The following is a 24779-nucleotide window of genomic DNA, read 5'->3' as shown; positions in this document are numbered from 1 at the left end:
TTACTCTTCTTCGTCGTTATCGTGTACGGTTTTAATAACCCGTACCAGATCGACGCGGTAATCGTTCGCTTCAACAATGGTAAACTGCAGCGGCGGCAGTTCCACAACATCGCCTACCCGCGGGATATGGCCGTTCGCGGAGATAACCAGCCCGGCAACGGTAGCGATATCATCGTCTTCGTTGACCAGGTCGTCCAGCCCCAGCGCCTGCTGCAGCGCGTGGAGGTCGGTTGAGCCTTTGATTAACCACCCCTCGCCATCCAGCACAATTTCCGGCGTTTCATCCGCATCCGGGAACTCACCGGCAATCGCTTCCAGGACGTCCAGCGGCGTCACCAGCCCCTGCACCACACCAAATTCGTTGGTGACGATGACAAAGCTACCGCGCGCCCGGCGCAGCACGCCCAGCAGGTTGATCGGGTCCAGCGTTTCCGGCACCACAATCGCCGGAGAAGCGGAAGCCATTGCGGCAACGTTCTCCCCCGCTTCCAGCGCCACCAGCATCTCTTTGGCGCGTACAATACCGATGATTTCATCAAGCTCGCCGCGGCAAACCGGGAACATGCTGTGCGGAGACGAAAGCAGCTGGCGACGAATTTCTTCTTCGCTCTGCTCAGCATCCACCCAGCTAATTTCGCCTCGCGGGGTCATGATGCTGCGCAATGAACGCTGCGCCAGGGTCAGCACGCCGTTAATCATATAGCGTTCTTCTTCAGCAAACGCGCCTTCCGGCACCGGCACTGCCGCCGGGCTATCGCTATCGTGCGCGACGGCCGCCTGTTTGCGACCGCCCATCAGGCGCAGAATCGCATCAGCGGTACGCGCGCGCAGCGGCAACGTCGACTGGTGGCGGATAAAGTTACGCCGCGCCACCTGGTTAAAGAACTCAATGGTTATCGAGAAGCCAATCGCCGCGTACAAATAGCCCTTAGGAATATGGAAGCCAAAGCCTTCTGCCACCAGACTCAGACCAATCATCAGCAGGAAGCTCAGACACAGCACGACAACCGTCGGGTGCTGGTTCACGAAGCGGGTTAACGGCTTCGAAGCCAACAGCATCAGGATCATCGCAATAACGACCGCAGCCATCATCACCGGCAAATGGTTCACCATGCCGACGGCGGTAATCACCGCATCAAGCGAGAAGACGGCATCCAGCACCACAATTTGTAGCACTACCACCCAGAAGCTGGCATAGCCTTTGCCGTGGCCAGCATCATGCTGGCGGTTCTCCAGTCGTTCATGCAACTCTGTCGTCGCCTTGAATAGCAGGAAGATACCACCGACCAGCATGATCAGATCGCGCCCGGAGAACGAAAAATCGCCTATGCTTATCAAAGGCTTGGTCAAGGTGACCATCCACGAGATAACCGAGAGCAACCCCAGACGCATAATCAGCGCCAGCGACAGGCCGATGATACGTGCCTTATCACGCTGTTTTGGCGGTAGTTTATCGGCAAGGATGGCGATAAAGACCAGGTTATCGATACCCAGAACAATTTCGAGGACCACCAGCGTCAGCAGGCCAGCCCAAATGGTGGGATCCATTAAGAATTCCATGAGCGGCTCCCGTTAACGACAGCGGTAGTCATCGCGATGTCATGCACCGGCGAAACAATAGTTGCTGGTAAAAAAGCGTGTGAGGTAGAGGCGGCAGACGAGTGCCTGAGGGTGAAAAGACGTCGATGACGGTCCATACGGCGGGCTATGCCCTATACTCCTGAGTAATTAAACGGAAGCTAAACATAGCAAAATATAGCGCAGAATTGGCAAAAATTTACCTGTCTTTGCAATAGCTAAGGCTATTTTTTGCGCTGCGAAATTATTGATTATCGAAGCGTAATTTACGGAGCTCCATCACATTAATTATTTTTTCACTATCTAAAATAATTCGCGGTAGTAATTAAATTAGATCTTACACCCTTACTGAATCGATTTTTCCACAAGAGTGATTCAGGATGTATCAGACCAGATGATGCATTCACCATAATAACGGAGGTAGCAAGTGACGATTGCTATTGTAATAGGCACACATGGTTGGGCTGCAGAACAACTGCTGAAAACCGCAGAAATGCTGTTGGGCGAGCAGGAAAACGTTGGCTGGATCGATTTCGTTCCCGGTGAAAACGCCGAAACGCTGATCGAAAAGTACAATGCACAGCTGGCAAAACTGGATACCACAAAAGGCGTGCTGTTCCTCGTCGATACGTGGGGCGGTAGTCCATTCAACGCGGCAAGCCGCATTGTTGTTGATAAAGAAAACTATGAAGTGATCGCTGGCGTCAACGTCCCGATGCTGGTCGAAACCTTCATGGCCCGCGACGACGATCCGTCGTTTGATGAGCTGGTGGCGCTGGCGGTGGAAACCGGTAGCGAAGGCGTGAAAGCGCTGAAAGCCAAACCGGTTGAAAAAGCGGCACCGGTGCAGGCGGCCGCGCCAAAAGCGGCGACACCCGCTAAACCGATGGGTCCAAATGATTACATGGTGATTGGCCTGGCGCGTATCGATGACCGTCTTATCCACGGCCAGGTTGCGACCCGCTGGACCAAAGAGACCAACGTCACCCGCATTATCGTGGTCAGCGATGAAGTCGCCGCCGATACGGTGCGTAAAACGCTGCTGACCCAGGTGGCTCCTCCGGGCGTGACCGCTCACGTTGTTGATGTCGCGAAGATGATTCGCGTTTACAACAACCCGAAATACGCCGGCGAACGCGTCATGCTGCTATTTACCAACCCAACGGACGTTGAACGTATTGTTGAAGGCGGCGTGAAAATTACCAGCGTCAACATCGGCGGTATGGCTTTCCGTCAGGGTAAAACGCAGGTGAATAACGCGATTTCGGTCGATGAAACCGATATCGAAGCATTCAAAAAACTGAATGCCCGCGGTATTGAACTGGAAGCGCGCAAAGTTTCCACCGACCAGAAACTGAAAATGATGGATTTGATCGCCAAGGTGGATAAATAACCCGGCGCTCGCGAGCCAATTTTCACTTTAAGACTTAATCAACAGGAGAAGTACAATGGAGATTACCCTTCTTCAGATTGTGCTGGTGTTCATCGTCGCGTGTATTGCGGGTATGGAGTCGGTACTTGATGAATTTCAGTTCCACCGTCCTCTGGTCGCCTGTACCTTAATCGGCGCCGTTCTCGGCGACATGAAAACCGGTATCATCATCGGCGGTACGCTGGAAATGATCGCCCTGGGCTGGATGAACATCGGTGCGGCGGTTGCGCCTGATGCCGCGCTGGCGTCCATTATTTCTACCGTACTGGTTATCGCCGGCCACCAAAGCATCGGCGCCGGTATCGCGCTGGCTATCCCGCTGGCGGCGGCAGGCCAGGTTCTGACCATTATCGTGCGTACCATCACCGTTGCCTTCCAGCACGCGGCGGATAAAGCCGCTGAAAACGGTAACCTGACGGCCATCTCCTGGCTGCACGTTTCCTCGCTGTTCCTGCAGGCGATGCGTATCGCCATCCCGGCGGTTATCGTAGCCATCTCTGTCGGCACCAGCGAAGTTCAGGGTCTGCTGAACGCTATTCCGGAAGTGGTAACTGGCGGTCTGAACATCGCGGGCGGTATGATCGTCGTCGTCGGTTACGCGATGGTCATCAACATGATGCGCGCGGGCTACCTGATGCCGTTCTTCTACCTCGGTTTCGTCACCGCGGCCTTCACCAATTTCAACCTGGTTGCGCTGGGGGTGATTGGTGCCGTCATGGCCATTCTCTACATTCAGCTGAGCCCGAAATATAACCGCGTAGCGGGTGCCCCGGCTCAGGCGGCTGGTAACAACGATCTCGATAACGAACTGGACTAACAGGTGAGCGAAATGGTTGATATGACTAAAAATACCACCGAGAAAAAACTCACTCAGAGTGATATTCGTGGCGTGTTCATTCGTTCTAACCTGTTCCAGGGTTCATGGAACTTCGAACGTATGCAGGCGCTGGGCTTCTGCTTCTCTATGGTTCCGGCAATCCGTCGCCTGTACCCTGAGAACAACGATGCGCGTAAGCAGGCTATTAAGCGTCACCTTGAGTTCTTCAACACCCATCCGTACGTCGCGGCGCCGGTACTCGGCGTAACCCTGGCGATGGAAGAGCAGCGTGCTAACGGCGCGGAAATCGACGATGGCGCAATCAACGGTATCAAAGTTGGCCTGATGGGGCCGCTGGCAGGCGTCGGCGACCCGATCTTCTGGGGTACCGTACGCCCTGTATTCGCCGCGCTCGGCGCCGGTATCGCGATGAGCGGTAGCCTGCTCGGTCCGCTGTTATTCTTTATCCTGTTCAATGCCGTGCGTCTGCTGACCCGCTACTACGGCGTAGCATATGGCTATCGTAAAGGCGTGGACATCGTTAAGGATATGGGCGGCGGCTTCCTGCAGAAACTGACTGAGGGGGCGTCAATCCTCGGCCTGTTTGTCATGGGAGCTCTGGTCAACAAATGGACGCACGTTAATATCCCGCTGGTGGTTTCCACTATCACCGGTCAGGATGGTCAGACTCGTGTGACCACCGTGCAGACCATCCTTGACCAGCTGATGCCGGGACTGGTGCCACTGCTGCTGACCTTCGCCTGTATGTGGCTGTTGCGTAAGAAAGTCAACCCGCTGTGGATCATCGTTGGCTTCTTCGTCATCGGTATCGCCGGCTACGCGGTCGGCCTGCTGGGTCAATAATCGTCACGTTGTAGGCCGGGGACAGCTTTGTCCCCGGTTTTTTTTTAGCGTTAAAACGTGCGCCTGTGCGAAGGCCCACGCAGCCTGGAGGATCAATGGCAATCACGGAGCTGGTGCTCATTCTGTTTATCGTCGCCCTGGTGGCTTTCGCTATCTACGACCAATTCATCATGCCGCGCCGCCATGGCCCCACCCTGCTATCAATCCCCCTGCTGCGTCGTGGACGGGTCGACGGGATGATTTTCGTCGGCCTGACGGCAATTCTCATCTACAACAATATCGCCAGCCACGGTGAAATAATCACCACCTGGTTATTATCTGCGCTGGCATTAATGGGGCTATATCTGTTCTGGATCCGTACGCCGCGAATTTTGTTCAAAAAGAACGGCTTTTTCTTTGCCAACGTGTGGATTGAATATCCGCGCATTAAAGCAATGAATTTGTCGGAAGACGGCGTATTGGTGATGCAATTAGAGCAGCGGCGCCTGCTTATTCGCGTACGAAATATCGACGACCTGGAAAAAATATACAAATTACTTGTTACTAGTCAATAAGTTACAAAGATAGCCTGCGCTATATTTCCGTCATTTATTGCTGTCGGAATATATAGCCATGGCTATATTTACTCACCTATCCTCGTTATATTATTTAACCAATCCTTCACTGAATATTTTAAATGAAAATCGTTATCATTTATTGTTGCTAATATTATTTTTCTGTGATTGTTTTATCTTCTAAAAATATGTTAAGGTTGCGCCCGTCGTTGGGGAGTAGCCGATTTTCCGCAGGTGGAAAATGTACGTGTCAACATACTCGTTGCAAAACGTGGCACGTACGGGTTGAGCGGTCGTTCAATCAGGCGAGACCATAGATACATCACTGCTGTACGTTATGCTCAAGCTCCGCGTATGTTTACTGGGGGCAGCGATGTGTCATATGGATATTCCCCGGTCAGGACACGCTCATGAACATATCTGCCACTATTCTTCTTGCCTTCGGCATGTCGATGGACGCGTTTGCCGCTTCTATCGGTAAAGGCGCCACCCTGCATAAACCTAAGTTCTCCGAAGCGCTGCGTACCGGTCTTATATTCGGCGCGATCGAAACCCTGACGCCGCTGGTCGGCTGGGGCCTGGGCATGTTGGCGAGCCAGTTTGTGCTGGAGTGGAATCACTGGATCGCGTTCGTACTGCTGGTGTTTCTCGGCGGGCGAATGGTCATTGAAGGTTTTCGCGGCGGTGATGACGAGGAGTGTGAAGCGCCGCGCCGCCACGGCTTCTGGCTGCTGGTGACCACCGCATTCGCTACCAGTCTTGATGCAATGGCGGTCGGCGTGGGTCTTGCTTTCCTGCAGGTCAATATTATCGCCACCGCGCTGGCTATCGGCTGCGCCACCTTTACCATGTCGACGCTGGGGATTATGGTTGGCCGCTTTATCGGCCCGCTGCTCGGCAAACGGGCCGAAATTCTCGGCGGTATTGTGCTAATCGGTATCGGCGCACAGATTCTGTGGAGCCATTTCGCCCCTTAGCGCTTACGCTTCGCGCTGCCAGCAGTGGATCATGAAATCGGTCTGGCAGCCAAAAGTTTCCTGCTCGCGCAGTGACTCACGAACTTCCGGTTTCGCTCGCCAGGCAAACGGCGTCATCTGCAGTAATGCTTCCGCCTGCGCGCCGCTCAACTGCATCGGATACGCTAACTGCTGCTCATGACGCAACGTAAAGCCCGGCATTGCCTCCCGGTTCTGTTCATGCAGACGAACTTCATCGTAGATCAGCCCTTTCAGCTCCATCAAATGGCGCGGCCCCGGCGTGGCGGTTATCACCCAACCGCCAGCTTTCACTACACGCGCTAATTCGTCCGCGTTACAGGGCGCATAAATACGCACGACGGCATCCAGAGAGCGATCGGCAAACGGCAACCGTTGGCTGGAAGCCACGCAGAATTCGACCTGCGGGTAACGTTTAGCGGCGGCGCGGATCGCCGACTTTGAGACGTCGAGGCCGAAACTGCGTGCGGCAATGGCGGCGAAAGCATGCGTGTAGTATCCCTCGCCGCAGCCGATATCCAGCAGCTCGCCCGGCGCGAAAGTCCGCAGATAGCCGCAAATCGCCTCACGCAACGGTTGATAATAGCCGCCATCAAGGAAGGCGCGACGCGCCTGCATCATCTCAGCGCTATCGCCCGGGTCACGCGAACGTTTGAACTGCACCGGCAGTAAATTGACATACCCTTCCTTTGCCAGATCGAACTGGTGCCGCTGCGGGCAAATATAGCTATTTGCGCTGCGGCTAAGCGGCGCGTGGCATAGTGGGCAGGTATAAGACATGATAACTCCGGTGGCGCTGAAAGGGCGAAAGTGTAGCGCTATTCGCCCTCGCAGACCACTGTTACAACGCGGGAGCCAGATCCTCGCGGTTATGCATGACGATAAGATTCTCAGAGCCTTGCGGCATACCGTCTGGCATCACGTTTTCCAGACGTAACACATCGCCCATGATCTGGCTGAACACCGGCGCGGATACCGCCCCACCGTAGTATTTACCGTTGCTGGGGTCGTTTATCACCACCACCAGCGCAAACTTCGGCTGACTGGCCGGCGCCACGCCGGCGGTGTAGGCGACATATTTATCGATATATTTTCCGTCAGGGCCAATTTTCTTCGCCGTGCCGGTTTTCACCGCTATCCGATAATCACGTACCGCCGCTTTTGTCCCGCCGCCGCCCGGCAGCGCCACGCTCTCCATCATATGTTCAACTTCATGCACGATCTCTTGCGGCATGACTCGCGTACCGATGACAGGCGGGTCGATACGGGTTATCGACAGCGGGCGCTCAATACCGTAACCGCCGATCGTCGCATAGACATGCGCCAGCTGCAGCGGGGTTACCATCAGTCCATAGCCAAAGGCGAAGGTGGCGCGATCCAGCTCACCCCAATAACGGCGATGCGGCATTAACCCGGAGCTTTCGCCGGTCAAACCAAGCCCGGTCGGGTCGCCAAAGCCAAAGGCCTTATAAGTGTCGATCAAGTGTTGCACCGGCATTGCCAGTGAGAGGTGCGAAACTCCTGTATCGCTCGATTTTTGCAGGATACCGGTGAGCGTCAGCTCGGGATAATAACCCACGTCGCGGATGCGATGACCATCAAGCGTAAAGGGATGGGTATCGACGACGCTATCCGGCTGCACGATACCCTGCTGTAACGCGGTCATAATCACCAGCGGTTTGACCGTTGAACCCGGCTCAAAGGTATCGCTGATAGCGCGATTTCGAAAATCATCGAGCTGGGCGCTGTCGCGGTTATTAGGGTTAAAATCCGGGTAGCTGGCCATCGACAGGATTTCGCCGGTATCAATCTTGATCAACACCGCCGCGCCTGATTCCGCCTTATTCCAACGCACGGCATTATCCAGCGCATCCTCCGTGACCGTTTGCAGCCGCTCGTCGATACTAAGTTGCAGGTTATGTGCCGGAACGGGGGCCTGCTCGGTAATATTTTCTATCACATGACCGTGGCGGTCTTTGCGCACCAGCCGACGCCCAGGCGTGCCCATGAGCTGTTTGTTAAAACTTTTCTCAACTCCCTCAATCCCCTGATTATCTACGTTGGTAAAGCCCAGCAGGTTGGCGGCGACGTGTCCGGCCGGATAAAAACGGCGGGACTCATCGCGCAAATAAACGCCCGGGAGATGCAATTTATCGATCCAGTCGGCCTGTTCCGGATTAACCTGGCGCGCCAGATAGAGGAATCGGGCATGGGGATGCGACTGCACCCGATGAGAGAGCTCAATAAGATCGAGATGCAATGCTTCCGCCATAGCCTGCCAGCGCGGGCCATAGCCGACGCCGCCCTTCTCCAGCATGGTCTGTGGATCTATCCAGATTGCGCTTACCGGCACGCTCACCGCCAGCGGGCGTCCTTCACGATCGCTGATAGTTCCGCGCATTACGGCAATGGGTTCTTCGCGCAGCGAACGCATATCCTCTTGTTTAACCAGATTATCCGGAGAGACGATTTGCAGCCAACCAACCCTCGCCAGCAGAAATCCAAGACATCCCAAAATCGCCACACACAGCAACCCAAAACGGATAGGGAGAAAATTTGTGGCGGACTTACTTTTATTCTTTTGCACCGTAGCTCCAGCATTATTTTGCAACCACCTGATTTAACAGAAAATTGGCAAAACAGACTGCTAAACAGTGCTAATAAGGGTGATGTTTTGCAACAAAGCGCGTCGGAGGGGAAATATTGGAAATACTTTGCAACAGATGCTAAAAAGCCCCGCAGTAGCGAGGCTTTCTTACAAGATGAGTGGTCTTGAATCAGATAGCAGTTACGTTAACTGCAGCCGGACCTTTCTGGCCGTCCTGAATTTCGAACTCAACGTTCTGGCCTTCAGCCAGAGTTTTGAAGCCGTTACCCTGGATTGCAGAGAAGTGTACGAACACGTCTTTGCTGCCATCAGCCGGAGTAATGAAGCCAAAACCTTTAGACTCGTTGAACCACTTAACTTGACCTTTAATCTTTGCCATTTGCAAAATTCCTTAAACTGTTTTCTTCACCCGCAGGTGCTTACATAGATAAAACTGACACATAACTGCATGAGGCACTAATATAAGGTTCGGCAGAGAAGCGGTATTCAACGACAACGTGTTTACTCAGGACTTCTTTACTGAAAATGCCACACATAAACAGAACTGTACCTCGTTTAACCCGAAACGTGTTATCACACACAACGTAAATAATGGCAAGCCATTTTTAAACGTGTCACGATCGTTCGCACAAATTATCAGGAAATCATTTGATCGCCTGCACATTTATGCGTCTTTGCCGCGCCTGGCTTATCTTTGCATTGTTACCAAACAAACAATAACGTATGCCTGATAAATGCAACTTTTTTACCATAGCTCAACAACTTCTGTTCGTCCAGGTACGTACGTATACGAACTGCCATATTTAAGGGGGCGCAGCGGCGTATTGTGCATAATGATGCGAAAATGGCGCTGAAGAACAAGAGGAAATCGCCTGAACTATGCCAGTAGTAGAGTTAATTAAACCGCTAACTCGTTACGACACAAATATTCGCTAAAATAGACGTTAATAATGAAACATTAATGACAACGTATTGCCAGCAAGCAATAGAAACGTTTCGTTATTACTTTTTTTGATTAGCTCAAAAGATTATTCAATATGTGAAATAGAGCATGGATGTTTAATCCATTAAACGGAAACAGTTTGAGGCGGAATAAGGGATTATATAAGAATAAGTTATAGCTAAATTTTATGACACTCACAGGCGCGCACATGATGTGCACACCTGTTCATCAACTTAACGTTCGGCAACGAGACGAATGAAATCGTCGTCGTTTTTCTCCTTCTCAGCCGCTGAAGGTTCAGCAACCTCTGCTTTCTCCGGCTCATTGGCTTCACAGAGACGGCGCAGCAGCGCATTCTGCCGCTTTTGTTGATCCAACAGCGACTGCAGCAGTTCGATTTGCTCATTGCTACGTGAACTGGCGCGATTCACAAAGAACCACAGCAGCAACCCCACCAGCAGCAGTACAACGGAAAGCGCCAGAGACGCCAGACTTACAATCCCAGGATTCAATAACTCACTCATTTCACCACCTCAAAGAGAAGGCGTTCATTCTACCACCCGCGCGGCAGAAGAAAATCCGTCGGCACAAAAATGCCTTACCAGGGGATGAACTTGTTAATAGCGCAAATACCGCTGAAAAATTGCACATCCTGATCGCACATTACGTTAAGCATCTGAGTCCACAGCAGTAAACAGCCCGCTATGACAACAATCAGCAAAACCCAGCGTAATTTTTTCACTCCACTCTCCGTACCATAATCAGATGTTGCCAGGATAACACGGCCTTCTTAAACCGCGGCTAACTGTAATACGAAAGGCGAGTTTAGGAATCATAGACTTGTATCAAATAATGTTCGTGCCAGAATAAACGTCAGGATCATACAAATAACGAGGCAACAATGCGATTGATCATTCGCTCTATTGTCATACTGGCGATCGTCTGGATTGGCGTATTATTAAGCGGTTATGGCGTATTAATTGGCAGCAATCAGAATGCTGGCGGGCTGGGACTACAGTGCAAATACCTGACGGCGCAAGGCATCACCACCGCACAATATGTTCACTCTGATAGCGGTATTATCGGCATTACCAACTGCCCGATTCTGCGCAAAAGCGTGAAGGTTATCGATCAGGGTTAATACCAGTGGAGCTACAGCATCGCGCTGTAGCTCCCGCTGACTATCAGAACGGATAATTGTTATAACCCATCTGCTCGGAAATCTTACGCGCGGCGGCATGCAGCATCGCCACATACTCGTGCAAACGTTCTTCAGAGAAGCGCAGCGTCGGGAAGGAAATACTCAAGCCGGCAATCACCACGCCAAAGCGATCGAAGACCGGCACCGCAATACAGCGTAATCCTTCTTCCTGCTCCTCATTGTCTTCGCCATAGCCCTGCTCGCGCACCTGGTCCAGCACTTTCAACAGCTCGCTGGTATCGGTAATGGTTCGCTCGGTGCTACGTTTGTACTCCACGCCCTCCATGATTTGCTCGACTTCCGCCCGCTCGCGCCACGCCAGCAGCACTTTACCAATGGCGGTGCTATACAGCGGATTACGACGACCGATACGCGAATACATCCGCAGGTTATACATGGAATCAATTTTGTGGATATAAACGATGCTGTCTTCATCTAGCGCGCCGAGGTGAATCGTCTCTTTAGTCAGACGCGAAATTTCGCGCATATGGATATCAGCGCTGCGGATCAGATCAACGTTCTGCAATGCCCGCGCGCCAAGCTCGAACAACTTCAACGTTAAAGAATATTTCTCAGACTCGCCTTCCTGTGCGACATAGCCCAGCGACTTCATAGTCTGTAAAAAACGATACACCGTGCTTTTAGACATCATCACACGCTGTGACAATTCGGTGATACCAATCTCACGCTCTTCGCCCAAAGCCTGCAGGATGCCAAAAACTTTTAATACTGAAGAGACAGAATCTGGCTGTTTATCCATATCAGCAGCTGCCATTGTTCACCTCATCGTAACTGTTTTATAAAATTCAGAACTGTTTTTTATTATAAATTCACATTATGACCGTCGCAATCGTTGTTCTGCGAGTTGGTTACAAATCTGCGACTTATGGTTGAATAATCAATGCTAAAATCATTAATCAGAAAATAGTTTCCTCTAAGACTTAAACTTCACATGGATAAAAAATTTTTGGATGGCCTGTCGGCGCCGCAGCGCTACGGCGCCATTCTGACGATTGTTTTAGGCTTGACGATGGCCGTACTTGATGGCGCTATCGCCAACGTCGCCCTGCCGACGATTGCCACCGACCTCAATGCTTCGCCGGCATCGTCAATCTGGATAGTCAACGCTTATCAAATCGCTATTGTCATCGCCCTCCTACCGCTATCGTTTCTTGGCGATATGGTTGGCTATCGGCGCATCTATAAAATCGGTCTGGTGGTATTTACTATCACCTCGTTGATTTGCGCACTTTCCCGAAGCCTTGAGATGTTGACGCTGGCGCGAGTGGCTCAAGGTTTAGGCGGCGCGGCGCTGATGAGCGTCAACACGGCGCTGATTCGCCTTATCTATCCTAAAAGGCAGCTAGGACGCGGAATGGGCATCAACTCTTTCGTTGTCGCCGTATCCTCCGCCGCGGGGCCAACCATTGCCGCCGCTATTCTTTCGCTCGCCTCCTGGCAATGGCTGTTTTTAATCAACGTACCGCTGGGGATTATTTCTATTTTCCTCGCTATGCGTTTTTTGCCGCCCAACAGCGCCGCCAGCAAAATTACCCGTTTCGATCTGCCGAGCGCGATCATGAACGCTCTCACCTTCGGGCTGCTCATCACGGCGCTCGGCGGCTTTGCCCAGGGGCAATCCGGTTATCTGGTGCTCGCGGAAGTCATCGCCATGCTGATTATCGGCTTCTTCTTTGTGCGACGGCAGTTGCGCATGCCGGTACCACTGCTACCCGTTGATTTACTGCGAATTCCGATCTTTTCGCTCTCTATCTGCACCTCGATCTGTTCATTTTGCGCCCAGATGCTGGCGATGGTATCCCTGCCCTTTTTCCTGCAAACCGTTATAGGACGCAGTGAAGTAGAGACCGGGCTGCTGTTAACGCCGTGGCCATTGGCGACCATGGTGATGGCCCCTCTGGCGGGTTACCTGATAGAGAAAGTTCATGCCGGGCTACTGGGGGCAATGGGGTTGCTGATCATGGCCTGCGGCCTGTTTGGCCTTGCGCTATTACCCTCTTCCCCTTCCGACCTCGATATTATCTGGCGGATGGCGCTGTGCGGCGCGGGCTTCGGGCTGTTTCAGTCGCCAAACAACCATACTATTGTCTCCTCCGCGCCAGGCCATCGCAGCGGAGGCGCCAGCGGCATGTTAGGTACCGCACGCTTACTGGGACAAAGTAGCGGCGCCGCGCTGGTCGCCCTGCTGTTTAACCTGGCGGGCGATAGCGGCACCCATACCGCGCTTCTGCTGGCAGGCGCCCTGGCGGTGGTTGCCGCCGCCATCAGCGGGCTACGCGTAACTCAACCGCGCGCCGCCTGATAACGCACAGCCAAAAAAAATCCGCAGCCCGAAAGCTGCGGATTTTTATTTTCAACGTCTGCACGCCAGATTATTTCAGGTATTCCCCGCTGCGCAGCGCTTCAATGCGTTTATCCAACGGCGGGTGGGTCATGAACAGTTCGCTCATCGACTTCGCTTTACCGTTGATACAGAACGCCATCATGCTGCTCGCTTCCTGCGGTTCATAGCTGGTTTTCAAGCGCTGCAACGCAGCAATCATCTTCTCACGGCCGACCAGTTTGGCGGAACCAGCATCGGCGTGGAATTCACGGTAGCGCGAGAACCACATGGTAATGATGCTGGCGAGAATACCAAACACCAGCTCCAGTACGGTAGCGACCGCAAAGTAGATAAGCGGGTTACCGTTGCTGCTTTCGCCTTCATCTTCACGATTACCGCCGAGAAAACCAGCCGCAATCTGCGCGATAACGCGGGAGATAAAGATAACGAAGGTGTTCACTACCCCCTGAATCAGCGTCATGGTGACCATGTCGCCATTGGCAATATGGCTGATTTCGTGAGCGATAACGGCTTCCGCTTCATCACGGCTCATATTCTGCAGCAAGCCGGTGCTCACGGCGACCAGAGAAGCGTCGCGGCGCGCGCCGGTGGCGAAGGCGTTAATGTCCGGGGCGTGATAAATCGCCACCTGCGGCATGCCGATGCCCGCCTGCTGCGCCTGCTGCGCGACGGTGTTCATCAGCCAACGCTCAGTTTCGTTACGCGGCTGCTCGATAACTTCCCCACCAACCGACTTCAGCGCCATCCATTTCGACATCAGCAGCGAAACGATCGAGCCGCCAAAACCAAACAGCAGCGCCATGATCAGCAGGCCGGTCATGCTGCTCGACTGGATCCCCGTCAGGCTAAGCACCAGGCCAAATACCACCATGACTGCCAGGTTAGTCAGCAGGAAAAGCGCGATTCGCATCATAATATTCTTTTTACCTCGATTTAACAAAACGCACTATGCGATACCCATATCGTATGGGTCAGATGCTAATTTTCAACTATCAGGCCCTGCTAAGTCACGAGAAAGACACAACTTTACATTTTGTAGCATATCGCTGACACCCTGAGAGAGTGTTGACATTTTTGTTGAATAAAGTCGACGGGCAGATGAAGAGAGAAAAAGAAACGGGCACAATCACTTGTGCCCGTTGAGGAGTTATTTGCTAACCGGCGGCTCTACCGGAGGCTGAGCTTTTTCCTGTTGCGCCAGGTCAATGGCGATATGCACGGTCTCATCAAGATACGGATCCGGTTCCTGATAATCCTTCGGCAGATCGTCAATCTTTTTGAGCAGCGGCTTGCCTTCGCGTTTCAGGCGATCGTTCACTCGCGCCAGACGAATTGCATCATCTTCTTCATTCTCTTTCTCACGCTGCGCGTAGTTCAGAGAAACAATATTGCGCTTGTCTTTCATAGCGTTAAAGCGCGCAATATCCTTCATGATGTACTGGAATTCCGGATCTTTCGCGATACGGTCTTCATGGCGCTTAAGCAGTTCAGGTTCGAACGGTTTCATATCGCCCGACTTCACATAGGTCGCCGGATCGATACTATCCCACGGCAGCGCGTTATCTTCATACTGCTCGCCGGTATCGCGATCTTCTTTACCGGTTGGCATCATGATGTCCGGAGTAACCCCTTTACGCTGAGTGCTGCCGCCGTTAATGCGGTAGAACTTCTGGATGGTGTACTGTACGGAACCTAACGCCGGCCATTCCGGGCGCAGCATCTGATCGTAGATACGGTTTAGCGAACGATACTGCTGAACGGTTCCTTTACCAAAGGTCTGCTCGCCGACGATAAGCGCACGGCCATAGTCCTGCATCGCGGCGGCAAAAATTTCCGATGCCGAGGCGCTGAAGCGATCGACCAGGACCACCAGCGGACCTTTGTAGTAGACGACACCGTCGGTATCGCTATCTTCGCGAACCTTACCGTTGTTATCACGCACCTGTACCACCGGGCCGGATGGGATAAACAGACCAGAGAGCGAAACCGCCTCCGTCAGCGCGCCACCGCCGTTACTGCGCAGATCGATGACGATGCTGCTGACATTCTGTTTTTCCAGCTTCTGCAGTTGCACTTTGACGTCATCGGTCAGGCCAACGTAGAAGCCCGGGATATCCAGCACGCCGACTTTTTCTTTACCGACGGTTTTGACCGACATCTTAACCGCACGGTCTTCAAGACGAATACGTTCGCGGGTCAGAGTAACAATTCGGGTTTTCGCCCCTTTGCCAGCCGGCAGAACTTCCAGGCGAACTTTGCTGCCCTTCGGCCCTTTGATCAGCGCGACAACATCGTCCAACCGCCAGCCGATGACATCGACCATGCTCTTACCCGGCTGACCGACGCCGACGATACGGTCGCCAACGCTAATCGCTTTGCTCTTCGCCGCAGGACCACCGGCAACCAGTGAATTGATCACGGTATAGTCGTCGTCCATTTGCAGCACCGCGCCAATACCTTCCAGAGACAAGCTCATTTCAGTATTGAACTGTTCGGTGTTACGCGGGGAGAGATAGTTGGTATGCGGGTCGATTTCGCGCGCGAAAGCGGTCATCGCCAGCGAGAAGACGTCTTCGCTGTTGGTTTGGGCCAGGCGACGAATCGCAAACTTGTAGCGACGAGTCAGGGTTTCACGAATTTCTTTCTCGTCTTTACCCGCCAGCTTCAGGCTTAGTTCATCGAACTTCACCTTGGCGTCCCACAACGCGTTAAGCTCGGCTTCATCCTTCGGCCACGGTGCCTTGCTGCGATCGAGATTGAAGTTGTCGTTGCCGGTAAAATTCATCGGACGATCCAGTACCTTTAAGGCGTACTGGTAACGCTCAAAGCGACGCTTCTGCGCGAGGTTATACAGGTCGTAGAAAACGTCCAGTTTACCGCTGCGCAGTTCGTCGCCGATTTTATTTTTTTGCGCCGCAAACTGAGAAACGTCGCTGGCCAGCAGCACGTTATGGCTGTAATCCAGCAGATTCAGATAGCGGTCGAAAATTTTTGCCGAAAAGGCGTTGTCGAGATCAAACTGCCGATAATGGGAGCGAGTAAAGCGCGAGGTAACGCGCTCACTCACCGTCGCGTGCTGCGGCTCTTCTTTCAGCACGGGAATTTGATCGACTCGGGTGATATCGTCCACGGCGAAGGCATGGCCTGCTATTGCTAGCAGGCCCGCAAGCGCGGTGAGCTTAAAAAGTTTGTTCATGCCTGGCCCGGCCTCCGTTTCAGAACACCAGGTGTTCTGCGCGTACAATCATTGACATACCAGAAGTCAGCTGTACACGAACGCCATCTTTGGTGATTTCCACAACGGTGGCGTCCATTGCGTTGTTGCCTGCTTTCACCTTCAGAGCCTGACCGACGCTCAATACAGAGACGTCAGACACCGGGGTAAGGCGTTGCTCTTCACGCGGTGCTTTGGCAGCTGCAGGACGCGGCTTACGCTGTTCACTACCTTCTTTACGGCGAGCCTGCGGCTGAGGACGCGGTTTACGCTCGCGGCGTGCCCCTTCTTCCTGCTGGCCTGCCGCGGCAGCGGCTTCGCGCTTCTTCGCCTGCTGGCTGGCGCGCTGCGCCTGAACGCGGGCTTTGGCTTCTTCGAGCTGCTGACGGGCGTGAGCAACGTGTTGCTCTTCCAGTTCGCCGCACGGGTTACCGTCGAGATCGACGCGAATCGCTCCCGCTTTCACGCCGTACAGATAACGCCAGCTCGAAGTATAAAGACGTAAGGCAGCGCGCAGTTGGGTTTTGCTGAGATTCATCTCGCCGCCAACTCGCTCTACAAGATCCTGAAAAATACCGATTTTCAGGGGGCGCGCTTCGCCTTCAGCGCTGAAACACTGAGGAAAACGTTCGGCCAGAAACGCGATTACTTCTTTACTGCTATTCAACTTAGGTTGATTTTCCATGAAATTTCCTGATTACAACGGACGTAGCCAACAAGCCGCAGGCATGAACAGGCGTCATTATAATGACGTCATCGCTAAATGCTACGTTATCCGTTGATTATCCTGCGACGTGGGCAAAGATTTTTTGATAATCGGTCGCCGCAATCAGCGTTTCAAGGCGCGAGACCAGCTCTGCAAGCCCCTGTTCGTCTTCTGCGGTGAAGCGGGAATACGCCGTGCTATCGATATCCAGTACGCCGATAATCTGATTATTCACCTGCAACGGAAAGACGATTTCCGAATTGCTGGCGGCGTCACAGGCGATATGGCCATCAAAAGCATGGACATCTTCCACGCGCTGGACGCGGTTCTGCGCCACGGCGGAACCGCACACGCCGCGGCCGACAGGAATACGTACACAGGCCAGCTTACCCTGGAACGGCCCCAGCACCAGCGTGTCGCCTTCCAGCAGGTAAAAACCGGCCCAGTTGACCTCTTCCAGGCGTTCAAACAACAACGCGCTGGTATTGGAGATCATTGCCAAAAAACTGGTTTCGCCTGCCATAAGCGCCTGGAAATCGCGGTTCAGATCCGCGTAGAATTCTGTTTTGTTCATTTTTTAATCACTTAGTTGTCTTACTATCTCATCTGCAGATGCCTACTAAAATAAGCATTAAATGCCTTCGGGCTCAAGATGAATTCATTCCTGGGTTAATATAGTGGGATACATTCATTCCCGAACGTAATAAATGCTGATAAAAACACCCTCAATCACGCCGACGAAGAAGATTACCGTTCATTCGGTCAGTTCGCCAACGCCGCATGCGCACTATCAGCGCTGTACGCAGTGCGACATGCTGTTCCGCATACCGGTTGTGAAAAGAAATCAATGCGCCTGGTGTCCGCGGTGCAACGCGAAAGTACGCGACGGCCGCGATTGGTCCCTCTCCCGGCTCGCCAGTATGGCGTTTACGATGATGTTGCTGATGCCGTTCGCCTGGAGCGAGCCGCTGCTGCGTTTGCATCTGCTCGGCGTGCGCATTGACGCTAACGTCCTGCAGGGGATCTGGCAGATGACCAACCAGGGCGACCCCATTACCGCCGCGATGGTGCTCTTCTGCGCCGTGGTTGCGCCCGTCCTGCTGGTGGTATCAATCGCCTACCTTTGGCTTGGCAACGTGCTGGGGATGAACCTGCGTCCGGTGCTGCTGATGCTCGGGAAACTGAAAGAGTGGGTGATGCTGGACATTTATCTGGTCGGTATAGGCGTCGCCTCCATTAAGGTCCAGGACTATGCCTTCCTGCAGCCCGGCATCGGCCTAATCGCGTTTATCGCGCTGACCCTACTCAGCATCCTGACGCTCATCCACATGAACGTTGAAGAGTTGTGGGAGCGTTTTTATCCCGAACGACCGGCAATGCGCTACGACACCAATCTTCAGGTTTGCACCGGCTGTCACTATACCGGTTATCGCGACTCCCGCGGCCGCTGCCGCCGGTGCCATACTTCGCTGCATCATCGCCGGCCGCAAAGCCTGCAGCGTAGCTGGGCGGCCCTGATTGCGTCGCTGGTTTTCCTGCTGCCGGCCAACCTGCTGCCGATATCGATAATCTACGTCAATGGCTCGCGCCAGGAAGATACGATTCTTTCGGGCATTATTTCACTTGCCAACAGCAACATCGCTATCGCCGGCGTAGTGTTCATCGCCAGTATTTTGGTACCATTCACCAAAGTTATAGTGTTATTTACCCTGCTGGTCAGCATACAATTCAAATGCGAACAGGGGCTACGTACGCGTATCCTGCTGCTGCGGCTGATTACCTGGATCGGCCGCTGGTCGATGTTGGATCTGTTTGTTATCTCATTAACCATGTCGTTGATAAACCGCGATCAGCTCCTGGCTTTTACCATGGGGCCGGCGGCGGTGTACTTCGGCGGCGCGGTGATTTTAACTATCCTTGCAGTTGAATGGCTGGACAGCCGCTTACTTTGGGACGCTCATGAGTCAGGAAACGCCCGCTTCGCCGACTGAAGCCAAAATAAAAACCAAACGTCGTATCTCGCCATTCTGGTTGTTGCCGGTCATCGCGCTGATGATTGCCGGATGGCTCATCTGGACCAGCTTTGAAGGCCGGGGAACGACGATTACCATCGATTTCCAGTCCGCAAACGGGATTGTTCCGGGGCGTACGCCTATCCGCTATCAAGGGGTAGAAGTTGGTACGGTACAGGATATCTCTTTGAGTAAGGACCTCAGCAAGATCGAAGTTTCCGCCAGCGTGAAGAGCGATATGAAAGACGCGCTGCGCAAAGACACCCAGTTCTGGCTGGTGACGCCAAAAGCTTCACTGGCCGGCGTTTCCGGGCTGGATGCGCTGGTCGGCGGTAACTATATCGGCATGATGCCGGGCAAAGGCGAACCGGAAGATCACTTCGTCGCCCTGGATACTCAGCCAAAATACCGCATCAACAACGGCGAACTAATGATTCATCTGCAGGCGCCGGATCTCGGCTCGCTGAACAGCGGCTCGCTGGTCTATTTCCGTAAAATTCCGGTTGGCCGGGTGTATGACTACACGCTCAACGCCAACAATCAGGGGGTGACGATTGATGTATTAATCGAGCGTCGCTTCACCAATCTTGTTAAAAAAGGCAGTCGGTTCTGGAACGTCTCCGGGATTAAAGCCGACGTCAGCCTGAGTGGCGCCAAAGTCCAGCTGGAAAATCTCTCCGCGTTAGTTAACGGCGCCATCGCCTTTGACTCGCCAGACGACTCCAAAGCGGCGGCGCAAAACGACGAGTACAACCTGTATGAGGATCTGGCGCACAGCCAGCGCGGCGTGCTGGTGACGCTGGAGCTGCCCGACGGCGATGGGTTGAAGGCGGGCTCTACGCCGCTGATGTACCAGGGGCTGGAAGTGGGTCAGTTAACCAAACTCAATCTCAATCCCGGCGGTAAAGTTAGCGGTGAGATGACCGTCGACCCGAGCGTGGTCACCCTGCTTCGGGATAAAACGCTGATTCAAATGAAGAAGCCGAAAATCTCGCTGGATAACCCAAGCGTCAGCGCCCTACTCACCGGCAACACCTTCGAACTGGTACCCGGTGACGGCGAACCGCGCAATCACTTTATGGTTATGCCAGCCGATAAAGCGCTGCTGGATGAGCCTAACGTCGCCACCGTGACGTTATCGGCGCCGGAAAGCTATGGCGTTTCCGCCGGCCAGCCGCTGATGCTGCACGGCGTGAAAGTGGGCCAGGTACTGGAACGCAAGCTAACCGCAGAGGGTGTCACTTTCCAGGTCGCCATTGCGCCGGAGTATCGCAATCTGGTACGCGGCGATAGCAAATTTGTCGTCAACAGCCGCCTTGATGTGAAAGTTGGGCTGGATGGCGTGCAGGTACTCGGCGCCAGCGCCAGCGAATGGGTTGATGGCGGGATCCGCATCATCCCCGGCGAAAAAGGGGAAATGCAGAGCCGCTATCCGCTGTATGCCAACCTGGAAAAAGCGCAGGAAAATAGCCTTAGTGAAATCCCAACCACCACGCTAAGCCTTTCTGCGGAAACGCTGCCCGATGTGCAGGCAGGCTCGGTAGTGTTGTATCGCAAATTCGCCGTCGGCGAGATCATCTCGGTGAAGCCGCGCAGCAACGCATTCGATATCGATCTGCATATCAAACCGGAATATCGCCATTTGTTGACCAATAACAGCGTCTTCTGGGCCGAAGGCGGCGCAAAGGTAAAACTCGACGGTAATGGGCTAACCGTGCAGGCGTCACCGCTGGCGCGCGCGCTGAAAGGCGCCATCAGCTTCGATAACCTCAGCGGCAGCAGCGCCAACGCGCGCTTGAACAATAAGCGTATCCTCTACGCCTCCGAAACCGCTGCCCGCGCGGTGGGCGGCCAGATCACGCTGCACGCTTTCGATGCCGGTAAAATGGCGGCGGGTATGCCGATTCGCTACCTCGGTATCGACATCGGCCAGATCCAGTCGCTGGAACTGATCACGGCAAAGAATGAAGTTCAGGCCAAAGCGGTACTTTATCCGGAGTATGTTGGCACCTTTGCCCGTGCCGGGACGCGTTTCTCGGTGATTACGCCGCAGATCTCTGCCGCCGGCGTTGAACATCTGGACACGATTTTCCAGTCTTATATCAACGTTGAACCTGGCCGTGGTTCGCCGCGCCGCGACTTTGAGATTCAGGACACCACCATCACCGACTCACGTTACATCGATGGCCTGAGTATTATCGTCGAAGTGCCGGAAGCCGGTTCGCTCGATATTGGTACGCCGGTGCTGTTCCGCGGCCTGGAAGTGGGCACCGTGACCGGGCTGACCCTGGGTTCAATGTCCGACCGCGTAATGGTTAAGCTGCGTATCAGTAAGCGTTATCAGTACTTAGTGCGCAACAACTCGGTGTTCTGGTTGGCTTCCGGCTATAGCCTCGACTTCGGCCTGATTGGCGGCGTGGTGAAAACAGGAACCTTCAACCAGTTTATTCGCGGCGGTATCGCCTTTGCCACGCCGCCGGGAACGCCGCTGGCGCCGAAAGCGCAGGATGGCAAGCACTTCCTGCTGCTGGAAAGCGAGCCGAAAGAGTGGCGCGACTGGGGAACGGCGCTACCTAATTAATTCCCAATGTCCCATAAGCGCCCCGGTGTCCCGCTCCGGGGCGTTTATGGTAAACTGCGCACCCTTTTTTCTTGTGGTGCGCTGCTCGTGGCTCAAAACGCTGTCTATCTTCCGGAACCCTTCCTCGCTCAAATGCGTGCGGCTATGCCAACGCATCTCTCTTTCGATGACTTTATCGCCGCCTGCCAGCGTCCGCTGCGTCGCAGTATCCGCGTCAATACGTTGAAGATTACGGTCGCTGATTTTCTGCAACTGGTCGCCCCTTACGGCTGGCAGTTAACGCCGGTTCCGTGGTGCGCCGAGGGTTTCTGGATCGAGCGCGATGACGACGATGTATTACCGCTGGGCAGCACCGCCGAGCATCTGAGCGGGCTATTTTATATTCAGGAAGCGAGCTCGATGCTGCCGGTAGCGGCGCTGTTCGCCGATGGGAACATGCCTGAGCGAGTGATGGACGTCGCCGCCGCGCCGGGTTCCAAAACGACGCAAATCGCCGCTCGCATGGGCAATCGCGGCGGGATTCTGGCTAACGAATTCTCCGCCAGTCGGGTGAAAGTGCTGCACGCCAATATCAGCCGCTGTGGCATCACGAACGTTGCCCTCACCCACTTCGACGGGCGCGTCTTCGGCGCCGCTCTGCCTGAGTGTTTCGATGCGATTTTGCTCGACGCCCCCTGCTCGGGCGAAGGGGTAGTGCGTAAAGATCCTGATGCGCTAAAAAACTGGTCGCCAGAAAGTAATCAGGAGATTGCCGCCACCCAACGTGAGCTCATTGACAGCGCCTTTCACGCTCTGCGTCCTGGCGGCACCCTCGTTTACTCCACCTGTACACTGAACCGTGAAGAAAACGAGGAAGTGATAAACTGGCTCCTGCAGACCTACCCGCAGGCGGTAGAAGTCCTGACGCTGGATTCACTGTTCCCACAGGCCCGCGAGGCGCTCACCGACGAAGGCTTCCTGCACGTGTTCCCGCAGATTTTTGATTGTGAGGGTTTTTTCGTTGCCCGCCTGCGTAAAACCGCCTCTATCGATCCGCTGCCTGCGCCCGGCTATAAAGTGGGTAAGTTCCCTTTCGCGCCGATGAAAGGACGTGAGGCAGCGGCTGTCACCGCAGCCGCCAACGCCGTTGGCCTGCATTGGGGAGAGCATCTTCATCTGTGGCAGCGTGATAAAGAAATCTGGCTGTTCCCACAGGCGCTGGAAGCGCTAATCGGCAACGTCCGTTTTTCGCGCATCGGGATCCGCCTCGCTGAAACGCATAACAAAGGCTACCGCTGGCAGCATGAAGCAGCGATCGCGCTTGCCGCGCCAGAGGAGCCGTTTGAGCTCACCTTAGCGGAAGCGGAAGAGTGGTATCGTGGACGCGATGTCTATCCCGAGGCGCCGCCGCGGCAGGATGAAGTGATTGTCACGTTCCAGGGAACGCCATTAGGACTTGCCAAGCGTGTGGGATCGCGGTTGAAAAACAGTTACCCCCGCGAACTGGTGCGCGACGGCAAACTCTTCGCTGGAAAGTCGTGACCGCGCGCCAAAAAGCGCACTTTTTGACTGGCGATTTACTCCCCGTTGTCTACGCTGAAAAATGACGGCCTAACTGGTCGTACCACAACTCAGCAGACAAACGGGGTGAATGATGAGTAAAACTAACGTACGAATCGGCGCGTTTGAGATCGACGACGCCGAGCTGCATGGCGAGTCACAGGGTGAGCGAACGTTAAGCATTCCTTGCAAATCCGATCCTGACTTATGCATGCAATTAGACGCCTGGGATGCCGAAACCAGCGTTCCCGCCATTCTTAATGGCGAACATTCTGTGCTTTACCGCAAACATTACGATCGCCAATCCGATGCCTGGGTCATGCGCCTTGCCTGACTCAAATGAACCCGTCGCCTGAGACGGGTTATTTATATCCCTCCCCCGCTGCGCTAACTTCCCCTACACTTACCTTATGTTCATTCGCTAATGAGGGCAGGATGTTTGCCTTAGTATTATTCATTTGCTATCTGGACGGCGGGTGCGAAGACATCGTAGTGGATGTCTATGATAACGAACGACAATGCCTCGTCGCTATGGACGACCAACGAATTCGCCAGGGAGGCTGTTTCCCGGTAGAAGATTTTATCGACGGCTTCTGGCGACCGGCGACGGAATACAGCGATTTTTAAGCGGCTCACTGCAGCTGCACCAGCGTTAGCTCTCCGCCAAACACCGCGCCGGTGTCAATGTAGTGTTGGTTATTGCTATCGTAACGGCGTTTAAGCGGCGTATGGCCAAACCAAAAGTGATCCGCCCCGACAATCTCACCGTGCCGCCCCGCCAGATGATCGGTTAAACGCTGGCGGCCCCAGAGCACCTGATGTTCGTCCACGGGCAACTGCCAATAATAAACGCTGGCGGGATAGTCGGCATGGGCAATCACGTGGGTGGTATCCTGACAGCGGAGTTCAATGATTAACGGCACATCCCGGCAGCGGTTAAACAGCAAATCAGCCAACCGTTTCTGTTCTTGTGAGGCGGTTGGATACCACTCGCCACCGTTCATCGTCCACAGTGCCATTTCCCCGCTCGCCAGCGCATCCAGCGCCATTTGCTCATGGTTACCGCGCACCGCTCTGAACCACCGGCAACGCAGCAACCCCAGACATTCCACGCTTTGCGGCCCACGGTCAATCAGATCGCCAACAGAAATAAGAAGATCCTGCCAGGGATCAAATTTAAGCTGGCGCAGCTGGGACATTAATAAAGCAAAACAACCATGTAGATCGCCCACCAGCCAAATATTACGCCAGGTGCTACCTGCCAATCGCTGATACATATTTCACCCCCTCTGTTAATTATACAAAATATGTCTGAAAACGAGGTTGAAAATTCATACGTCAATCAACGTTAAACAAGGCGTAAATATAGT

General features: G+C 53.9%; 23 protein-coding genes, 2 pseudogenes and 1 riboswitch. Of the genes and pseudogenes, 12 read left to right on the top strand and 13 right to left on the bottom strand.

Translation table 11 applies throughout. From position 1 onward, the window contains the following. A complete protein-coding gene (gene yoaE / locus PGR23_RS02965) occupies positions 1–1560 on the bottom strand; it encodes a CNNM family cation transport protein YoaE (protein WP_045390395.1) in 1560 nt (519 codons plus the stop codon). Positions 1561–2005: 445 nt separating this feature from the next. Between yoaE and manX the strand changes: the two genes are divergently transcribed. The 5 genes from manX (at position 2006) to mntP (ending at position 6222) form a co-directional block, all read left to right on the top strand. After that, the gene (gene manX / locus PGR23_RS02960; RefSeq protein ID WP_045390392.1) at positions 2006–2971 is read left to right on the top strand and encodes a PTS mannose transporter subunit IIAB; all 966 of its coding nucleotides are present in this window, start codon (positions 2006–2008) and stop codon (positions 2969–2971) included. A 55-nt stretch (positions 2972–3026) separates the two neighbouring features. Then, a complete protein-coding gene (locus PGR23_RS02955; protein WP_015366039.1) occupies positions 3027–3827 on the top strand; it encodes a PTS mannose/fructose/sorbose transporter subunit IIC in 801 nt (266 codons plus the stop codon). A gap of 12 nt (positions 3828–3839) precedes the next feature. Beyond that, complete coding sequence (locus tag PGR23_RS02950) at positions 3840–4691, top strand: PTS mannose transporter subunit IID (RefSeq protein ID WP_015366038.1); 852 nt, start codon at positions 3840–3842, stop codon at positions 4689–4691. A 95-nt stretch (positions 4692–4786) separates the two neighbouring features. Next, the gene (locus PGR23_RS02945; protein ID WP_045390389.1) at positions 4787–5245 is read left to right on the top strand and encodes a DUF986 family protein; all 459 of its coding nucleotides are present in this window, start codon (positions 4787–4789) and stop codon (positions 5243–5245) included. Positions 5246–5444: 199 nt separating this feature from the next. Then, positions 5445–5594, top strand: a riboswitch (yybP-ykoY riboswitch). Positions 5595–5655: 61 nt separating this feature from the next. Continuing rightward, positions 5656–6222, top strand: a complete 567-nt coding sequence (mntP, locus tag PGR23_RS02940; protein WP_045390386.1) for a manganese efflux pump MntP — start codon at positions 5656–5658, stop codon at positions 6220–6222. A gap of 3 nt (positions 6223–6225) precedes the next feature. On the opposite strand, the gene rlmA is transcribed toward mntP, so the two are convergent. From rlmA to mgrB, 6 genes and pseudogenes are all read right to left on the bottom strand, one after another. Further along, complete coding sequence (gene rlmA / locus PGR23_RS02935; RefSeq protein WP_047077762.1) at positions 6226–7020, bottom strand: 23S rRNA (guanine(745)-N(1))-methyltransferase; 795 nt, start codon at positions 7018–7020, stop codon at positions 6226–6228. Positions 7021–7081: 61 nt separating this feature from the next. Continuing rightward, a complete protein-coding gene (gene ftsI / locus PGR23_RS02930) occupies positions 7082–8827 on the bottom strand; it encodes a peptidoglycan glycosyltransferase FtsI (RefSeq protein ID WP_045390382.1) in 1746 nt (581 codons plus the stop codon). Between the two features lie 190 nt (positions 8828–9017). Next, positions 9018–9227: a transcription antiterminator/RNA stability regulator CspE gene (gene cspE / locus PGR23_RS02925; protein WP_001062678.1), complete on the bottom strand. Its 210-nt coding sequence runs from the start codon at positions 9225–9227 to the stop codon at positions 9018–9020. Between the two features lie 12 nt (positions 9228–9239). Then, positions 9240–9384: pseudogene (locus PGR23_RS02920) on the bottom strand (DUF2627 domain-containing protein). A gap of 640 nt (positions 9385–10024) precedes the next feature. Further along, entirely contained in the window at positions 10025–10315 is a 291-nt protein-coding gene (locus PGR23_RS02915) for a YebO family protein (RefSeq protein ID WP_047066877.1), read from the bottom strand. A gap of 74 nt (positions 10316–10389) precedes the next feature. Continuing rightward, positions 10390–10533 carry a PhoP/PhoQ regulator MgrB gene (gene mgrB / locus PGR23_RS02910; protein WP_015366032.1) on the bottom strand — a complete coding sequence of 48 codons (144 nt, stop codon included), beginning with the start codon at positions 10531–10533 and terminating at the stop codon, positions 10390–10392. Positions 10534–10692: 159 nt separating this feature from the next. Here mgrB and PGR23_RS02905 point away from each other — a divergent pair, with 159 nt between their 5' ends. After that, a complete protein-coding gene (locus PGR23_RS02905) occupies positions 10693–10932 on the top strand; it encodes a YobH family protein (RefSeq protein ID WP_015705933.1) in 240 nt (79 codons plus the stop codon). 43 nt (positions 10933–10975) lie between these two features. On the opposite strand, the gene kdgR is transcribed toward PGR23_RS02905, so the two are convergent. Beyond that, positions 10976–11767, bottom strand: a complete 792-nt coding sequence (gene kdgR / locus PGR23_RS02900) for a DNA-binding transcriptional regulator KdgR (protein ID WP_396279564.1) — start codon at positions 11765–11767, stop codon at positions 10976–10978. A 177-nt stretch (positions 11768–11944) separates the two neighbouring features. Between kdgR and PGR23_RS02895 the strand changes: the two genes are divergently transcribed. Further along, the gene (locus PGR23_RS02895) at positions 11945–13315 is read left to right on the top strand and encodes an MFS transporter (RefSeq protein WP_396279563.1); all 1371 of its coding nucleotides are present in this window, start codon (positions 11945–11947) and stop codon (positions 13313–13315) included. A gap of 70 nt (positions 13316–13385) precedes the next feature. Here PGR23_RS02895 and htpX read toward each other — a convergent pair whose 3' ends face one another. The 4 genes and pseudogenes from htpX to PGR23_RS02875 all read right to left on the bottom strand — a co-directional run bounded on the left by htpX (position 13386) and on the right by PGR23_RS02875 (position 17851). After that, positions 13386–14270: a protease HtpX gene (htpX, locus tag PGR23_RS02890; protein ID WP_045390374.1), complete on the bottom strand. Its 885-nt coding sequence runs from the start codon at positions 14268–14270 to the stop codon at positions 13386–13388. Positions 14271–14504: 234 nt separating this feature from the next. Further along, entirely contained in the window at positions 14505–16553 is a 2049-nt protein-coding gene (prc, locus tag PGR23_RS02885) for a carboxy terminal-processing peptidase (RefSeq protein ID WP_047045293.1), read from the bottom strand. Positions 16554–16572: 19 nt separating this feature from the next. Then, complete coding sequence (gene proQ, locus PGR23_RS02880; protein WP_015366026.1) at positions 16573–17256, bottom strand: RNA chaperone ProQ; 684 nt, start codon at positions 17254–17256, stop codon at positions 16573–16575. A gap of 81 nt (positions 17257–17337) precedes the next feature. Next, positions 17338–17851: pseudogene (locus tag PGR23_RS02875) on the bottom strand (GAF domain-containing protein). Positions 17852–17984: 133 nt separating this feature from the next. On the opposite strand from PGR23_RS02875, the gene yebS reads away from it, so the two are divergent. The 5 genes from yebS to PGR23_RS02850 all read left to right on the top strand — a co-directional run bounded on the left by yebS (position 17985) and on the right by PGR23_RS02850 (position 24036). Further along, the gene (yebS, locus tag PGR23_RS02870; RefSeq protein ID WP_047045296.1) at positions 17985–19268 is read left to right on the top strand and encodes a membrane integrity lipid transport subunit YebS; all 1284 of its coding nucleotides are present in this window, start codon (positions 17985–17987) and stop codon (positions 19266–19268) included. Further along, positions 19237–21870: a PqiB family protein gene (locus PGR23_RS02865; RefSeq protein WP_045390368.1), complete on the top strand. Its 2634-nt coding sequence runs from the start codon at positions 19237–19239 to the stop codon at positions 21868–21870. The genes yebS and PGR23_RS02865 overlap by 32 nt, the downstream gene beginning before the upstream one ends. Before the next feature lie 87 nt (positions 21871–21957). Further along, on the top strand, positions 21958–23391 hold the full coding sequence (gene rsmF, locus PGR23_RS02860) for a 16S rRNA (cytosine(1407)-C(5))-methyltransferase RsmF (protein ID WP_074165435.1): 1434 nt from the start codon (positions 21958–21960) through the stop codon (positions 23389–23391). Positions 23392–23503: 112 nt separating this feature from the next. Then, positions 23504–23743, top strand: coding sequence for a YebV family protein (locus PGR23_RS02855; RefSeq protein ID WP_015705939.1), 240 nt, complete (start codon positions 23504–23506; stop codon positions 23741–23743). Positions 23744–23844: 101 nt separating this feature from the next. Further along, positions 23845–24036, top strand: coding sequence for a YebW family protein (locus PGR23_RS02850; protein WP_047045307.1), 192 nt, complete (start codon positions 23845–23847; stop codon positions 24034–24036). A gap of 5 nt (positions 24037–24041) precedes the next feature. On the opposite strand, the gene pphA is transcribed toward PGR23_RS02850, so the two are convergent. After that, positions 24042–24686: a protein-serine/threonine phosphatase gene (gene pphA / locus PGR23_RS02845; RefSeq protein WP_430915570.1), complete on the bottom strand. Its 645-nt coding sequence runs from the start codon at positions 24684–24686 to the stop codon at positions 24042–24044. Positions 24687–24779 lie beyond the last annotated feature (93 nt).

The organism is Klebsiella sp. 141162, assembly GCF_050600755.1.
Taxonomy (GTDB): Bacteria; Pseudomonadota; Gammaproteobacteria; order Enterobacterales; family Enterobacteriaceae; genus Klebsiella; species Klebsiella aerogenes.
Note: the sequence above shows the minus strand (reverse complement) of the source record. Positions and strands in the feature narration are given on the sequence as shown.

Bases quoted from the DNA above. Each gene is read 5' to 3' on its own strand.
- yoaE (WP_045390395.1), bottom strand. From the start codon at position 1,560: ATGGAATTCTTAATGGATCCCACCATTTGGGCTGGCCTGCTGACGCTG.
- PGR23_RS02955 (WP_015366039.1), top strand. From the start codon at position 3,027: ATGGAGATTACCCTTCTTCAGATTGTGCTGGTGTTCATCGTCGCGTGT.
- PGR23_RS02950 (WP_015366038.1), top strand. From the start codon at position 3,840: ATGGTTGATATGACTAAAAATACCACCGAGAAAAAACTCACTCAGAGT.
- PGR23_RS02945 (WP_045390389.1), top strand. From the start codon at position 4,787: ATGGCAATCACGGAGCTGGTGCTCATTCTGTTTATCGTCGCCCTGGTG.
- mntP (WP_045390386.1), top strand. From the start codon at position 5,656: ATGAACATATCTGCCACTATTCTTCTTGCCTTCGGCATGTCGATGGAC.
- rlmA (WP_047077762.1), bottom strand. From the start codon at position 7,020: ATGTCTTATACCTGCCCACTATGCCACGCGCCGCTTAGCCGCAGCGCA.
- cspE (WP_001062678.1), bottom strand. From the start codon at position 9,227: ATGGCAAAGATTAAAGGTCAAGTTAAGTGGTTCAACGAGTCTAAAGGT.
- PGR23_RS02915 (WP_047066877.1), bottom strand. From the start codon at position 10,315: ATGAGTGAGTTATTGAATCCTGGGATTGTAAGTCTGGCGTCTCTGGCG.
- PGR23_RS02905 (WP_015705933.1), top strand. From the start codon at position 10,693: ATGCGATTGATCATTCGCTCTATTGTCATACTGGCGATCGTCTGGATT.
- kdgR (WP_396279564.1), bottom strand. From the start codon at position 11,767: ATGGCAGCTGCTGATATGGATAAACAGCCAGATTCTGTCTCTTCAGTA.
- PGR23_RS02895 (WP_396279563.1), top strand. From the start codon at position 11,945: ATGGATAAAAAATTTTTGGATGGCCTGTCGGCGCCGCAGCGCTACGGC.
- htpX (WP_045390374.1), bottom strand. From the start codon at position 14,270: ATGATGCGAATCGCGCTTTTCCTGCTGACTAACCTGGCAGTCATGGTG.
- prc (WP_047045293.1), bottom strand. From the start codon at position 16,553: ATGAACAAACTTTTTAAGCTCACCGCGCTTGCGGGCCTGCTAGCAATA.
- proQ (WP_015366026.1), bottom strand. From the start codon at position 17,256: ATGGAAAATCAACCTAAGTTGAATAGCAGTAAAGAAGTAATCGCGTTT.
- yebS (WP_047045296.1), top strand. From the start codon at position 17,985: ATGCTGATAAAAACACCCTCAATCACGCCGACGAAGAAGATTACCGTT.
- PGR23_RS02865 (WP_045390368.1), top strand. From the start codon at position 19,237: ATGAGTCAGGAAACGCCCGCTTCGCCGACTGAAGCCAAAATAAAAACC.
- PGR23_RS02855 (WP_015705939.1), top strand. From the start codon at position 23,504: ATGAGTAAAACTAACGTACGAATCGGCGCGTTTGAGATCGACGACGCC.
- PGR23_RS02850 (WP_047045307.1), top strand. From the start codon at position 23,845: ATGTTTGCCTTAGTATTATTCATTTGCTATCTGGACGGCGGGTGCGAA.
- pphA (WP_430915570.1), bottom strand. From the start codon at position 24,686: ATGTATCAGCGATTGGCAGGTAGCACCTGGCGTAATATTTGGCTGGTG.